A 12,720-nucleotide genomic window follows, 5' to 3' on the forward strand; every position below is an offset into this window, starting at 1 on the left:
AACATTTAGGGAATTGCCCCTTTAACCTAATCTTAACAAAGATGTTAAAACCTTGTCACCTACCTACATTTTAAGTAGGATTTCGTGCACCTTATACACTTCTTTAAGAGTTTGTTCAAGATCGGTGTTATGAATTACAAAATCGGAAACTTCCTCTTTTTTTTCATCGGGCCATTGATTTTCCATTCTATCCTCTACTTTCTTCGCCTCCACCTGGTCTCTCTTTACCACTCTATAGACTCTAACATCTTTGGGTGCGGTTACCAAAATAATTTTATCATAAAAATCGACACTATTATTTTCAAAAATAATAGCTGCTTCCTGAATGATGTAAGGTACATTTTGCTTTTTTGCCCATTGCAAAAAATGCTGTCTCACTGCTGGATGTACGATACTATTTAAAGCCTGGAGCAATTCCTTATCCTTAAACACCTTATTTGCGATAAAGGCCCTATTCAACACGCCATTTTCATAACTTTCTGCCCCCAGCAAGCCTCGAATTTGTTCCTGAAGTTCCTTGGATTCGCCCATCAGTATTTTAGCTTGAATATCCGAGTTATAAACAGGCACTCCCAATTCTCGGAACATTTCTCCTACCGTAGATTTCCCACTACCAATACCACCTGTCAGGCCTACAATCTTCATTCTCTTTTTAAAATAAATTCCACTTCATTTTCCTTAAGTTCAACCACGTTTAAATGATCGGGCTTTTTAAGCAGTTTCAACGGAAGAATATTATCTCGCCCTTCCTTGATCTCGGCATAATCTACCACCACCAAAAAATTGGTTACGCTTATGTTTTTCAGATCTTCCAATCGGGCTTTACAAATCACCGATACCCGATCTGGAAAGGTTCTTACCATAGTTCCTTCGGGCACATTAATTACCTGCACGGGAACTTCTAAAAGTTTCTCAGAAAATTTAAACACCTGTACAGAAACCGTTGTTTCCCTATGCGAATATCGGGTATGTTTTAAGTTCTTGGGAAGCCTTAGGGGCAACTTTTTATTAAAATCCATTTTTACTTGAGGCACAACCAAGGATTCCGTCTCTATAAACTTCAAGCTATCGATTTCATTTTTAGGTCCTATCACAGTAAGTTTGCTAGGCTCTATTCGCAGCGCTCCATCAATTAAGTAATGTGGTTCTAAATTCAGTTTAACATTAGCCTTTATTGGAATCTCCCTTTTATATAATTTTTCGAAGTCAAAAAACAAGGTATCCCTATCCATATCCAATATGGAGATCGATTTTGGCAATTGATTTTCAATCTGATTTTTATATACGGAAGGAGGTATATAATACTTTGCCCCCCTTTGTTTTAGGGACGACAGCGATAAATGCACTTGCTTGTTTCTAAAACCAAACAATAAGAACTGAAATCCACTAGTGCGCAGTCTCACCTTAATTTTGTTTTTAGAAGCGCCGTTAAACAACAAACTATCTGGGGGTCGACTGTATTGCAAATCGAATTCGGCATTCTCGGTATAGTTTTCGGTTAAATTAGTAACAAACCACGCCAAAAACGAACACGTTAAAAAAATTAACGAAAGCTTTACTTTCCTTTTATCAAGTCGCTTTTTTATACTATTTATCACGCTGCAAATTAGGTTTAAAAAATAACTTAGGGAACAATTCTTGCGGCTCCTTTTTACTTAGGGCCATAAGAACCGTATTCTTTAAAAATCCTAAACCATATCCCATAAACTGAATGGAGGCTGCGATTAGGGACAGAAATGCAATAACAATATTCTTATGCAGCACTAAAGAATGAACAAATAGCGCTATAAAATACAAAGCGAACAATAAAATAAGCCAATAATTCCCTAGGATCGCAAACACTATGGCTGCGATAAAACCGACACAGAACAATGTAGGAAACCAATAGGTGATTTTAGCCGTTCCCGGATGCCAACGGTTTAGAATTGGCCTTACCTTTCCAAATTTACTTACTTGAATATAAAACTTATGCCAATCGATCCTTCTTTTATGGTATACAAAAGCCTCTGGAATCAATTTAGTATCAAATCCTTCCTTCCAGATTCTAAAAGTAAGATCCGGATCTTCTCCGGGATGAATATTGCCATATCCTTTTGTTTTTTCAAAGGCTTCTTTAGAAATACCCATATTAAAACTCCTCGGTTGAAACTTACCTACAGCCGCCTTGGAACCTCTTATCCCCCCAGTGGTCAATATAGAAGTCATCCCGTAGTTTATTGCCTTTTGAACGACGGTAAAAGATTCGTGTGCAGCATCGGGACCACCAAAACAAGGAACGTATTTTTTGCTCAAGGATTCCTCTACCGCATCTAGGTACTGAGGCGGCAAAATACAATCAGAATCCAGGACAATAAAATAGTTTCCTTTGGCTCGTTTCATCCCATAGTTCCTAGAATCGCCTGGGCCAGAATTTTTCTTTGTCAAGTAGGTAATAGAAAGTTTGTCCCGAAAAGCTGTTACCACCTCTTGGGAACTATCTTCAGAACCATCTTCAACAATCACTATCTCAAAAGGTTTCCCGTACGTTTGCAAGCTGAGGCTTTGCAACAGCTCTTTTATTTCGATAGGTCTGTTATACACAGGAACGATAAAAGAAAAAAACAAGTCCATTAATTTTGTATATAAAAACAAAAGCCATCCCAATGATCGGATGGCTTTTACATTAGTATTATAATTTTATTCCGAGAATTTATCTACTATTTCCTGGCTCACCCCTGTATTGGAGAAACCGCCATCATGGAATAAGTTTTGCATGGTTACCTTTTTGGTAAAATCCGAAAACAAAGTAACGGTATAATCGGCACAGTCTTGCGCAGAAGCATTGCCCAAGGGCGACATTTTTTCGGCATAAGAGATAAAATTATTGAATCCTTTTACTCCTTGTCCGGCCGTTGTAGGCGTTGGGGACTGAGAAATGGTATTTACTCTTACTTTTTTCTCTTTTCCAAAAAAGTATCCGAAACTACGTGCTACGGACTCGAGATAGGCTTTGTTATCTGCCATATCGTTATAATCGGGAAAGGTACGTTGAGCCGCGATATAGGACAAGGCTACCACACTTCCCCATTCGTTCATGGCATCGGCCTTGTACAAGCTTTGTAACACCTTGTGAAAGGACAAGGCGGACACATCCCAACCTTTGGTCGTAAAATCGTATTTCTCATCGGTATATGCCCTGCCCTTACGCACGTTTACGGACATCCCAATAGCATGTAGAACGAAATCTATTTTCCCACCTAGAATTTCCATAGCTTTGGCTACTAAATTATCTAAATCTGCCTCACTCGTAGCATCGGCAGGAATAATTTCTGAGCCTGTTTTTTTTGCTAATTCATCTATTTGCCCCATACGCATGGCGATGGGTGCATTGGTGAGCACAAAAGTACCGCCCTGTGCATGTACTGTTTCTGCTGTCTTCCAGGCTATTGAATTTTCGTCCAAAGCCCCAAAAATAATTCCTTTTTTTCCTTTCAATAAATTAAACGACATACGAATCTTTATTTCTTTAAGATCATTAATTCAACAACTGTTTTGCATGGGCCAAGGCCGACTGGGAGATTGTTTTTCCGCCTAGCATTTCGGCCAGTTCTACAACTCTTTCTTCTTCGGACAGCTTTTTCATTTTTGTATTGGTTCCCAAAAGCTCCTCTTCCTTATATACTTTATAATGGTATTTCCCTTTAGCCGCCACCTGAGGCAAATGGGTAATGGAAAATATCTGCATTGTTTTACTCATTTCCTGCATGATAGCTCCCATTTTGGTAGATATTTCTCCAGACACCCCCGTATCAATTTCGTCGAACATCATCGTAGGCAAGTTTTCATACTTCGCCAAAATAGCTTTAATGGCCAACATTATCCGCGACAACTCCCCTCCCGAAGCTACGCGCTTTAATTCGCCATAGGCAGAGCCTTTATTCGCCGAAAACAAAAAGACTAGATCATCCTTTCCCGAGGAGGTAAACTCCTTACTTGGATTGATCTCAATTTTAAAGGTAGCACTAGCCATTCCCAATTCTGCTAAACTGGCTGCCAATTGCTCTTTTAAAGTCTCTATAACCGACTTTCTATTGTTACTGATGTGCTGAGCCTTTTTATTTAGCTCTTTTTCTAAAAGTTGTAATTCTTTCTTCTTTGCCAAAATATCGGCATCGATATTCTCCGTTGCACTGACGCTTTTTTCAAGCTCTTCCTTTATAACTATCAGCTCGGACACCTCTTGGACCTTGTGCTTCTTAAACAGGTCGTACAACAATTGTAGTTTTCCATTGACTTCTTCTAGCAATTGTGGATTCACCTCCAAGCGCTCCTGAAACTGGTTAAGTTCTCCAGATATATCATCTAATTCAATGAATACCGAAATAATACGTTCATTTATAGCCTGATATTGGTTCCCAAAGGCAGACAATTTACTGGAGGTCTGTTTTAATTGTGTCAATAACTGTAGCACCCCTACTTGTTCGTCATTAAGGAGCTGCTCCCCATGGGAGAGCTGGTCCATAATAACCTCGACATTGTTAAGTTCCTCGTACTGCTCTTCCAATTCTGCTACAATCCCTTCTTTTAAAGGGGCAGCACTCAATTCCTGTAGCAAAAAACTATTGTATTCGTGCTCCTTAGTGGCTGTTTTTTGAAAGTTAATTAGGCGATCTAACTCCTTAGAAGTCTTTTGATACACCATAAGGTCTTCTCTATATGCTTGAAGTGGTTTTTCATTATCCGCCAAGGCATCGATGACCTTTAATTGAAAATCGTTCTCCCCCAACTTTAAGGTTTGGTGTTGCGAATGTACATCAATTAACCGTTCACCCAATTGGGTCAATACCCCTAGGTTCACAGGAGAATCGTTGATAAAAGCACGAGACTTGCCACTCGGCAATATTTCTCTTCTAATAATGGTCTTTTCCTCGTATTCTAGATCATTAGCCTCAAAAAAAGGTTTTAACCCATATTTAGAGACCTCAAATTCGGCCTCGACAATACATTTATTCTCTTTTTCTTTTAAGGATGATAAATCTGCTCTATTGCCCAGCACCAAGGACAACCCACCTAGTAAGATTGACTTACCAGCACCGGTTTCCCCGGTAATTATGGTAAAACCATTAGTAAACTTTACGTTTAAATGGTCTATTAAGGCGTAGTTTTTTATGGATAAATTTGTCAGCAATGTATAAAGTTTATTGCAGTAAAGATAAATTTTATTCCAGTGGAAAAAAACGGTTTAAAATTTTATTTCATTCCAATTGGAAGAATATAGCGGGGCTATCTTATTTAAGGTTTCTTTTAAGGCTACCATATCGACTTTGGGTCCGTCGGAAAATACATTTTGAATCTCTTCTGCCTTGGCATCAAAAAAGGTCTGCATTAAAAAAGCATTCGGCCGGCGGTTGACCATGGTTTCCAACAATCGCATGGTACCCGCTACTATCTGTTTTCCCGAACTGGTATTTTCGGCTAATATATCTAAGCCTTTTCTGTGGTAATTATACAATGCCACGCGGTATTCCTTGTAAGTATTAGACAATAGGTTGTCTACTAGTTCAAACCTACTACGATTCCCGGATGCCTGTGCCCAGCCCGAAAAATTAGCGCTTTGCGCCAAGGCTACAATCTGTTGGGCCTTTTTAAAATAGTCATTCCCTCCTTCCAAGGAAAACGTATCGGCATCTAATCCCAAAATTATATTAGCATAGTACGAAACCACTGCCACCAGATTAGATTGTATATTGTTTTCATTAAAGACCAAAGGCTGAAACTCTATATACTCAAAATTAAATTGATTGTCCTTATAGTTAAAAATTGGGCTTTCGTAGGAGGTATTAAATACAGGCCTAGAAGATTGTATTTGTATACTGGCCTTAAACCTATTGGATTCCAATTCAGAAATAGTAATAAACATCTGGGCGCTTACCCTTTCGTTCTCCTTATAAATTCTGTCGGACCAAGTGGTTTTATTGACAAAATCGTTCAAAGAGCGTTCCAAGGTTTTAAATATTTGCTGATTGGTTTGCCCTACCTGGTCGGAATTTACAGTGACGACACAGTTCAACTCCTGAGCCCCTAAAAGAAAGGAGAAACTTATAAAGAATAGGGTAATTAGCAGCTTACGCATAGATTTTAGCTATAATTTCATTTAAAATATCCGCAGCCACCGCTGACTTGGTTTTTAGATCAAACGTTTTAATATCCAAATTCTTATCTATGAAGGATATTTTATTGGTTAATTTTCCAAAACCAGCTCCTGAATCGTTTAATGAATTGAGAACAATCGCATCAAGGTTTTTCCTTTTTAATTTTCCTATCGCATTTTCCACTTCATTCTGGGTTTCCAAAGCAAAGCCAACAAGGAATTGCTTCTTTTTTAATTCTCCCAATGAAAATAAGATATCCCGGTTTTTAACCAAGGTAATCGTAAATTCCTCTGTAGCTTTTTTTATTTTCTGATCAGCGACAGCCTTAGGCCTGTAATCGGCTACCGCAGCTGCACAGATCACAATATCACAAAGATGGTATTCCTTTAAGGTTGCCTGGTACATTTCGTCTGCCGATTTCACTTTTATCAACTCAATATTGTTATGTTGAATCGATAAGTGCGAAGGCCCTGATACTAGCACCACTTTAGCACCAAAAGAAGCTGCTTTTTTAGCCAATTCATACCCCATTAAACCGGTGGAATGGTTCCCAATATAACGAACCGGATCAATAGCCTCATAGGTCGGCCCTGCAGTAATTAACACTCGTTTCCCGCTTAAGGGCAATCCCTTTGCAAGATGCTCTTGTATAAAATCGACGATTTCCTCTGGCTCTGCCATTCTTCCTTCACCATAAAGTCCGCTAGCCAATTCCCCCGAAGTTGCCGGAATCATGATATTACCAAAAGAAGCTAATTTTTCAAAAGAGGCCGCTGTAGACGGATGTTGGTACATATCCAAATCCATTGCAGGAGCAAAATATACCGGACATTTAGCCGATAGATAGGTTGCCATCAGCAAATTATCGCAAGTACCATTGGCCATTTTAGACAAGGTATTTGCCGTAGCCGGAGCAATCAGCATCATATCTGCCCAAAGCCCTAAGGCCACATGATTGTTCCAATCCAAACTTCCCTCCTCATGATTCACAAAAGAAGTCAGTACCGGATTTTTTGACAGTGTTGCTAAGGTAAGGGGAGTAACAAAAGAGCTGGCGCTTTCTGTTAAAACAACTTTAACATCAGCGCCAGCTTTAATAAGTAAACGAACTAAAAAGGTAGTCTTATATGCAGCTATACCCCCAGAAATTCCTAAAAGTACTTTTTTACCGCTCAACATCCTTATTAAGCGTCTTTTTCTGTGTTCCTGTGATAAATCTTATCGTCTAACCACTCTCTTACTGCCAATGCGTGTGGTTTTGGTAATTTTTCGTAAAACTTGGAAACTTCAATCTGCTCCTTGTTTTCAAAAACCTCTTCCAAACTATCGCTATAAGTAGCAAACTCTTCCAATTTCTCTAAAAGCTCCTTCTTAATTTCAGAATTTATCTGAACAGCTCTTTTAGAGGCAATGGATATAGCTTCGTATATGTTTCCTGTAGGTGCATCAAAATCGTTCTTATTGATAGTTACCGTAGAAACAGGAGCTTTCGAATTTTTTAAGTCATTCATATTCATGTGAAAAGGAGTTTTATTTGGAATAATTTTGTAATTCTTTATCTATTTTCTCTAAAGTCTTATTAGCATCTTTTAGATAACCGGACTCTGGATAATATTTTTTCAACACAGTATAAACAGATTTCGCATCGGTCAATCGTTGTTTCTTTAAATAGTCGAAACTGTTCATAGCCAAACTTGTAGAGGCCATAAATTTATAATACAAAGCATCTTCTCTATATACCGACCCTGGGTTGTCTGAAATAAAATTATCAAAAGCAGTTACTGCAGGGGTCAAAAAAGAATAATCGAACTCACCAATGGTGTTGTATTGCTTCGCAATTTCAAAAGCTTTACGTTCCTTTTTGGTAGTTAATTCCTTAGCCATAATATTAGCTTCGGCCATATACTCGGCATCTGGATATGTATTGATAAAATTCTGCAATTTCATCAAAGCTTTATCTGTATCTGTCTGATCCAAAGAATATTTTGGAGAAAGCTTGTAATAACTTTTAGCTCCTAAAAACCCAGCTTCTACCGCCTTATCACTTTTAGGATACGATTTCAAAAATCTTTCGAACTGATATCCTGCCATATTATAATCCCTATTCTCGAAATAAGAATTCGCTAGAAAAAACATTACCCTCTCTCCTTGAGGTTTCCCTATATATTTAGGAGCTATTTGCTCTAACAAACGATTGGCTCTTTTATAATCGCCTTCGTCATAAAACTTTTCTGCCAAGTCGTACTTTGCTTTAACATCCTCGTTTTTAAGCACCTTTTGATACTCACTACAAGAGTTTAATAGTACGGCTGCAAATAATATGGAAAATAGTCTCTTCATTTTTAAAAACATTCTGCAAAATTAGGGATTCTAAACGGATATAAAAAACATTTTTATAGCACTAAAATAACTACCTGCCCTGCCAACTACAATCTTTTGTGCAAGTTTTAACTTTAATCATATTCATTTTTGTGAATATAAGGAACCCCCAAACACCTACGCAACAGTTTTAATTAGGCTATCCATAAATGCTTTTAGGCTGCTTTTCAGCGACGAAGTGGCCTCCACCAAAGGTAATCTTACCTGACCAGAACATAGTCCCAAAATTTCAAACACAGCCTTAATACCTGCCGGATTCCCTTCCTTAAAAATTAGGTCGGCACCATCTTGTAGGGCATACTGTAACTCGAAAGCCTCTTTTACTTTTCCTTCCAGCCCAAAACGAATCATTTGTGAAAAGGCTACGGGCACCCCTTGTCCTAAAACAGAAATCACCCCTGCCCCACCGGCAACCACGGTAGACAGCGCCGTAAAATCGTCACCGGATATCACCATAAAATCTTCTGGCTTGTCTTTAATAATCTTCATTATCTGAACCATATCGCCAGAAGCTTCCTTTATAGCAACGATATTTGTAAAATCGTTGGCCAACCTTAATACTGTTTCGGGCAACATATTACTTCCCGTTCTTCCTGGTACATTATAAAGTATAATAGGTTTGGAAGAAGCAATGGAAACCGCTTTAAAATGCTGATAAATACCTTCCTGGGTAGGTCTATTATAATAAGGGGAAACTGATAAAATAGCAGCAAATTCATCCAAATTCGTCTTCTCTAATTCTTCTACCACCGCTACTGTGTTATTTCCACCGACACCCAACACCAATGGAAGCCTACCTGCATTGGCCGCTACCACGGTATCGATTACAAGTTGCTTTTCCTTATCGGTCAGCACTACAGATTCTGCCGTTGTACCCAGGACAACAAGGTATTCTACCCCACCGTCAACACAGTAATTTACTATTTTCTCTAACGCAAGCGTATCAATAGAGAGATCCTCCTTAAATGGAGTAACCAAGGCAACACCCGTACCAATCAATTGTTTCATTATTTAATCGCATTTAAAACCCTTAAGTATTTCGCCAGTTCTTTTTTGAACGTTTGAAAATCCTTAATAGGAATATTCAATATCAAATCATTTAAATTTTTATCCACTTCCCCAAAACCTACTTTTAACTTGGTCTTGGCTTTTATCGTCATTAATTGCAACAACAACTTGTCTTTGGTATAATAGTTCACCAATAGATCGTACTCTCTGCCTAAGAATTCTGAAACATGACTGTTTTCAATTTTTCCACCCCAGCCTAAATCCTTATCGGTAAATATAGCAGTGGTATAAGGCGAGTTTTTGTCGTGATGTTTTTTATATCCAATTATCTGAACAGCATTGGAACGCAATGAAAATTCTTCTATAAACTCATAAAACTGCGCAGTATCCGTCACCTCATCCAAATCAACAATACAACCTATAGAACTTATTCCTTTATTAGGACTAACAAGCCTTGCCGACTCCTTTAACCCTTTTTTTAAAGCCTTTTTACCGGCTTTAAACTTAATTTTTTCTGTGAGCGATTTTAAAAACATGTACTTTTACATTATCGTGGTGGTAAAAGTAAATAATATCATCTCAATAATAATACGAAGGTAATAACTATATGATTTTAAAAAACCAACATTTTGTTATTTTTGTAACAACACTACTATTTGCCTCCTGCAAACACTCCGTTCCCAAAGTAGATACCATAGAAGGAAAAATTATAAAAATCGATTCTTCTTACACCTCTGAAGGCACTATTGAAGCATTTGTAAGCCCTTATAGAGAGCGGATAAATCAGGTATTGGACAGCACCCTTGCTTATGCCCCCAAAACAATCTCGAAAACGGACGGCAAATACAATTCTACGGCCGGAAATTTAATGGCCGATATTGTCCTAGAGCAAGTAAATCCGATTTTTAAATCAAGAACCGGCAAAAATATAGATTTTGTTCTTCTTAACCATGGCGGCATAAGGACTAATATTTCTAAAGGCAATATCACCACTAGGACTGCCTATGCAGTAATGCCGTTTGAAAATTCCATTTTTATTGCCGAATTAAATGGGACCTCTGTAGAAGCCTTGGTATCTTATCTTATAAAGTCTACCAAACCACACCCTATTGCCGGCATCCAAATAATAGTGGACAAGAATAAAAATTTAAAAACTGTAAATATCCAAGGCAAACCATTCGACAAGGACAACGTTTATTTTGTGGCCACATCAGATTATTTAATAACAGGAGGTGATAATATGACTTTCTTTAAAGACCACCTCTCTCTGACCAATGCTGATTATTTGGTTAGAAATACTTTGATTGATTATTTCTCTAAAAAGGACACGATTACTTCTGTAGTAGACGACAGATTTATACAAGAAAATTAAAATGGAGCGTAGAAAATTTATATCGAAAACTGCAGGTACCTCAGCTTTTATTGGTCTAGGTGGCTTATCTTTTAGTTCTTGCCAAAGTACCGCTAAAAAGCATATCACAATTTTACACACCAATGATGTACACAGCCACATTGACCCCTTTCCGGCCCATCATTCTAATTTCCCTAATTTAGGAGGATTAGCAAGACGCGCTACATTGGTATCCCAAATCCGAAAAGAAAACCCCAACACCCTTTTATTCGATGCAGGGGATATATTTCAGGGCACCCCCTATTTTAACTTTTATGGCGGAGAACTGGAATTTAAATTAATGAGCATGCTAAAATATGATGCCGCCACCTTGGGAAATCACGATTTTGACAATGGTCTGGAAGGACTTTACGCCCAGTTGCCCTATGCGAAATTTGATTTCTTATCGGCCAATTACGATTTTTCAAACACCCTTATAGATGGCCACGTAAAACCCTATAAAACCTATTTACGCGATGGAGTAAAAGTTGGCGTTTTTGGCTTAGGAATACAACTAAATGGCCTGGTAAGCAAAAATCTATATAAAGAAACCGAATACCTGAACCCAATAGAGATAGCGCAGGATATTAGCCGTACCTTAAAAGTGGTAGAAAAATGTGATATCATTGTTTGCTTATCGCATATGGGATATCAATACCAAAACCTTCAAAAACCAGACGACTTAAAACTGGCTGCCCAAACAGAGCATATCGATTTAATTATTGGCGGACATACCCATACCTTCTTAGACAAACCTACCATTGTAAAAAACAAAAACGACCGGCAAGTATTGGTCAACCAAGTAGGTTGTTTCGGGATTAATTTAGGAAGGATCGACTTTTACTTGGACGAACAAAAAAACATTCGTACAGAGGGAATATCCATTACAGTGTAAAGAAAATACTATGGAAAAGGACACCGGAAAATCTACCTTAAAAAAGCAAATCATTAAAATTAAGGGCGACATTATAGAGGAAGTAGCCGATTTTTTGGCCATAGAAGATCCTTTGGAGATTAGCCTCAGCATCCTTGACGCCTCCCCTAAGGTAAACCATAAAAATATATCCATTACCATGCGAACCCCGGGCAGTGATAAAGAATTGGCTCTTGGGTTTTTATTTACCGAAGGTATTATCTCTACCAAGCAACAAGTAGACAAGGTAGACACTACCCCTAACACCACACATGTATACCTCAATACTTCCGAAAAATTAAACCTCAGCTCCTTAGACAGACATTTTTATACCAGCAGCAGTTGTGGAGTTTGCGGAAAAGCCAGCTTAGATGCCATAAAGACCGTTTGCCGATTGCCCAACACTTCTGGCAATTTTCAAATAGCGCCAGATACCATCAAATCCTTTCCTACCATATTAAAACAAAAACAAGCTATTTTTAAAAATACAGGAGGCCTCCATGCGGCTGCCATATTTAATACCAGTGGAAGTTTTGTTTGCCTAAAAGAAGATGTTGGAAGGCACAATGCCCTGGACAAACTAATAGGACACTTTTTTCTAAAAGACCAATTGCCCTTAGACCAACATCTATTATTACTAAGCGGCCGCGCTAGTTTTGAACTCATTCAAAAAGCTGTAATGGCCGGAATTCACTTTGTCATGGCCGTAGGGGCCCCTTCGAGCTTGGCAGTCGAAATGGCCAAGGAACACCATATAACTTTAATAGGTTTTCTAAACGAAACTCGATACAATATATACAGTGGTGCGGAGCGCATAAAACTTTAGCCTAAAATTCTTTGAGGCCAAATTCTTAATTCCTAAATTTAGGAAGCAAGTGTAATCATGAAATGATCATTCC

At 38.3% G+C, this 12,720-nt stretch carries 14 protein-coding genes; 3 read left to right on the forward strand and 11 right to left on the reverse strand.

Features of this window, described 5'->3' with window-relative positions:
• Window positions 1-63: 63 nt before the first annotated feature.
• The 11 genes from coaE to HCG49_RS05185 form a co-directional block, all read right to left on the reverse strand.
• On the reverse strand, window positions 64-645 hold the full coding sequence (gene coaE, locus HCG49_RS05135; protein WP_168468469.1) for a dephospho-CoA kinase: 582 nt from the start codon (window positions 643-645) through the stop codon (window positions 64-66).
• Window positions 642-1,523, reverse strand: a complete 882-nt coding sequence (locus tag HCG49_RS05140) for a hypothetical protein (RefSeq protein ID WP_168468470.1) — start codon at window positions 1,521-1,523, stop codon at window positions 642-644. Before HCG49_RS05140 ends, coaE begins: the two co-directional genes overlap by 4 nt.
• A gap of 64 nt (window positions 1,524-1,587) precedes the next feature.
• Window positions 1,588-2,610, reverse strand: coding sequence for a glycosyltransferase (locus tag HCG49_RS05145; protein WP_168468471.1), 1,023 nt, complete (start codon window positions 2,608-2,610; stop codon window positions 1,588-1,590).
• 66 nt (window positions 2,611-2,676) lie between these two features.
• Complete coding sequence (locus tag HCG49_RS05150; RefSeq protein ID WP_168468472.1) at window positions 2,677-3,489, reverse strand: enoyl-ACP reductase; 813 nt, start codon at window positions 3,487-3,489, stop codon at window positions 2,677-2,679.
• Window positions 3,490-3,514: 25 nt separating this feature from the next.
• Complete coding sequence (gene recN / locus HCG49_RS05155) at window positions 3,515-5,167, reverse strand: DNA repair protein RecN (RefSeq protein ID WP_168468473.1); 1,653 nt, start codon at window positions 5,165-5,167, stop codon at window positions 3,515-3,517.
• Between the two features lie 54 nt (window positions 5,168-5,221).
• Window positions 5,222-6,112: a DUF4835 family protein gene (locus tag HCG49_RS05160; protein WP_168468474.1), complete on the reverse strand. Its 891-nt coding sequence runs from the start codon at window positions 6,110-6,112 to the stop codon at window positions 5,222-5,224.
• A complete protein-coding gene (gene coaBC / locus HCG49_RS05165; RefSeq protein WP_168468475.1) occupies window positions 6,105-7,310 on the reverse strand; it encodes a bifunctional phosphopantothenoylcysteine decarboxylase/phosphopantothenate--cysteine ligase CoaBC in 1,206 nt (401 codons plus the stop codon). Before coaBC ends, HCG49_RS05160 begins: the two co-directional genes overlap by 8 nt.
• A 5-nt stretch (window positions 7,311-7,315) precedes the next feature.
• A complete protein-coding gene (locus HCG49_RS05170) occupies window positions 7,316-7,648 on the reverse strand; it encodes a DNA-directed RNA polymerase subunit omega (RefSeq protein WP_178338886.1) in 333 nt (110 codons plus the stop codon).
• Between the two features lie 13 nt (window positions 7,649-7,661).
• Entirely contained in the window at window positions 7,662-8,483 is an 822-nt protein-coding gene (locus HCG49_RS05175) for an outer membrane protein assembly factor BamD (protein WP_168468476.1), read from the reverse strand.
• Window positions 8,484-8,627: 144 nt separating this feature from the next.
• Entirely contained in the window at window positions 8,628-9,518 is an 891-nt protein-coding gene (gene dapA / locus HCG49_RS05180) for a 4-hydroxy-tetrahydrodipicolinate synthase (RefSeq protein WP_168468477.1), read from the reverse strand.
• Window positions 9,518-10,054, reverse strand: a complete 537-nt coding sequence (locus tag HCG49_RS05185) for a DUF6913 domain-containing protein (protein WP_168468478.1) — start codon at window positions 10,052-10,054, stop codon at window positions 9,518-9,520. Before HCG49_RS05185 ends, dapA begins: the two co-directional genes overlap by 1 nt.
• A gap of 71 nt (window positions 10,055-10,125) precedes the next feature.
• Here HCG49_RS05185 and HCG49_RS05190 point away from each other — a divergent pair, with 71 nt between their 5' ends.
• Genes HCG49_RS05190 through fdhD form a run of 3 tightly spaced genes read left to right on the forward strand, consistent with a single transcriptional unit; the run spans window position 10,126 to window position 12,647 of the window.
• Window positions 10,126-10,890, forward strand: coding sequence for a 5'-nucleotidase C-terminal domain-containing protein (locus HCG49_RS05190; protein WP_168468479.1), 765 nt, complete (start codon window positions 10,126-10,128; stop codon window positions 10,888-10,890).
• 1 nt (window position 10,891) lies between these two features.
• The gene (locus HCG49_RS05195; protein WP_168468480.1) at window positions 10,892-11,803 is read left to right on the forward strand and encodes a bifunctional metallophosphatase/5'-nucleotidase; all 912 of its coding nucleotides are present in this window, start codon (window positions 10,892-10,894) and stop codon (window positions 11,801-11,803) included.
• A gap of 10 nt (window positions 11,804-11,813) precedes the next feature.
• Complete coding sequence (gene fdhD / locus HCG49_RS05200; protein WP_168468481.1) at window positions 11,814-12,647, forward strand: formate dehydrogenase accessory sulfurtransferase FdhD; 834 nt, start codon at window positions 11,814-11,816, stop codon at window positions 12,645-12,647.
• Window positions 12,648-12,720 lie beyond the last annotated feature (73 nt).

It is taken from the genome of Arenibacter sp. 6A1 (assembly GCF_012272855.1).
In the GTDB taxonomy this organism is placed as follows: Bacteria; Bacteroidota; Bacteroidia; order Flavobacteriales; family Flavobacteriaceae; genus Arenibacter.

What these genes read in the sequence shown, in the direction of transcription:
- fdhD (WP_168468481.1), top strand. Translation starts at nt 11,814, where the DNA reads ATGGAAAAGGACACCGGAAAATCTACCTTAAAAAAGCAAATCATTAAA.
- HCG49_RS05185 (WP_168468478.1), bottom strand. Translation starts at nt 10,054, where the DNA reads ATGTTTTTAAAATCGCTCACAGAAAAAATTAAGTTTAAAGCCGGTAAA.
- HCG49_RS05195 (WP_168468480.1), top strand. Translation starts at nt 10,892, where the DNA reads ATGGAGCGTAGAAAATTTATATCGAAAACTGCAGGTACCTCAGCTTTT.
- HCG49_RS05145 (WP_168468471.1), bottom strand. Translation starts at nt 2,610, where the DNA reads ATGGACTTGTTTTTTTCTTTTATCGTTCCTGTGTATAACAGACCTATC.
- HCG49_RS05170 (WP_178338886.1), bottom strand. Translation starts at nt 7,648, where the DNA reads ATGAATATGAATGACTTAAAAAATTCGAAAGCTCCTGTTTCTACGGTA.
- HCG49_RS05150 (WP_168468472.1), bottom strand. Translation starts at nt 3,489, where the DNA reads ATGTCGTTTAATTTATTGAAAGGAAAAAAAGGAATTATTTTTGGGGCT.
- coaE (WP_168468469.1), bottom strand. Translation starts at nt 645, where the DNA reads ATGAAGATTGTAGGCCTGACAGGTGGTATTGGTAGTGGGAAATCTACG.
- HCG49_RS05160 (WP_168468474.1), bottom strand. Translation starts at nt 6,112, where the DNA reads ATGCGTAAGCTGCTAATTACCCTATTCTTTATAAGTTTCTCCTTTCTT.
- coaBC (WP_168468475.1), bottom strand. Translation starts at nt 7,310, where the DNA reads ATGTTGAGCGGTAAAAAAGTACTTTTAGGAATTTCTGGGGGTATAGCT.
- HCG49_RS05175 (WP_168468476.1), bottom strand. Translation starts at nt 8,483, where the DNA reads ATGTTTTTAAAAATGAAGAGACTATTTTCCATATTATTTGCAGCCGTA.
- dapA (WP_168468477.1), bottom strand. Translation starts at nt 9,518, where the DNA reads ATGAAACAATTGATTGGTACGGGTGTTGCCTTGGTTACTCCATTTAAG.
- HCG49_RS05190 (WP_168468479.1), top strand. Translation starts at nt 10,126, where the DNA reads ATGATTTTAAAAAACCAACATTTTGTTATTTTTGTAACAACACTACTA.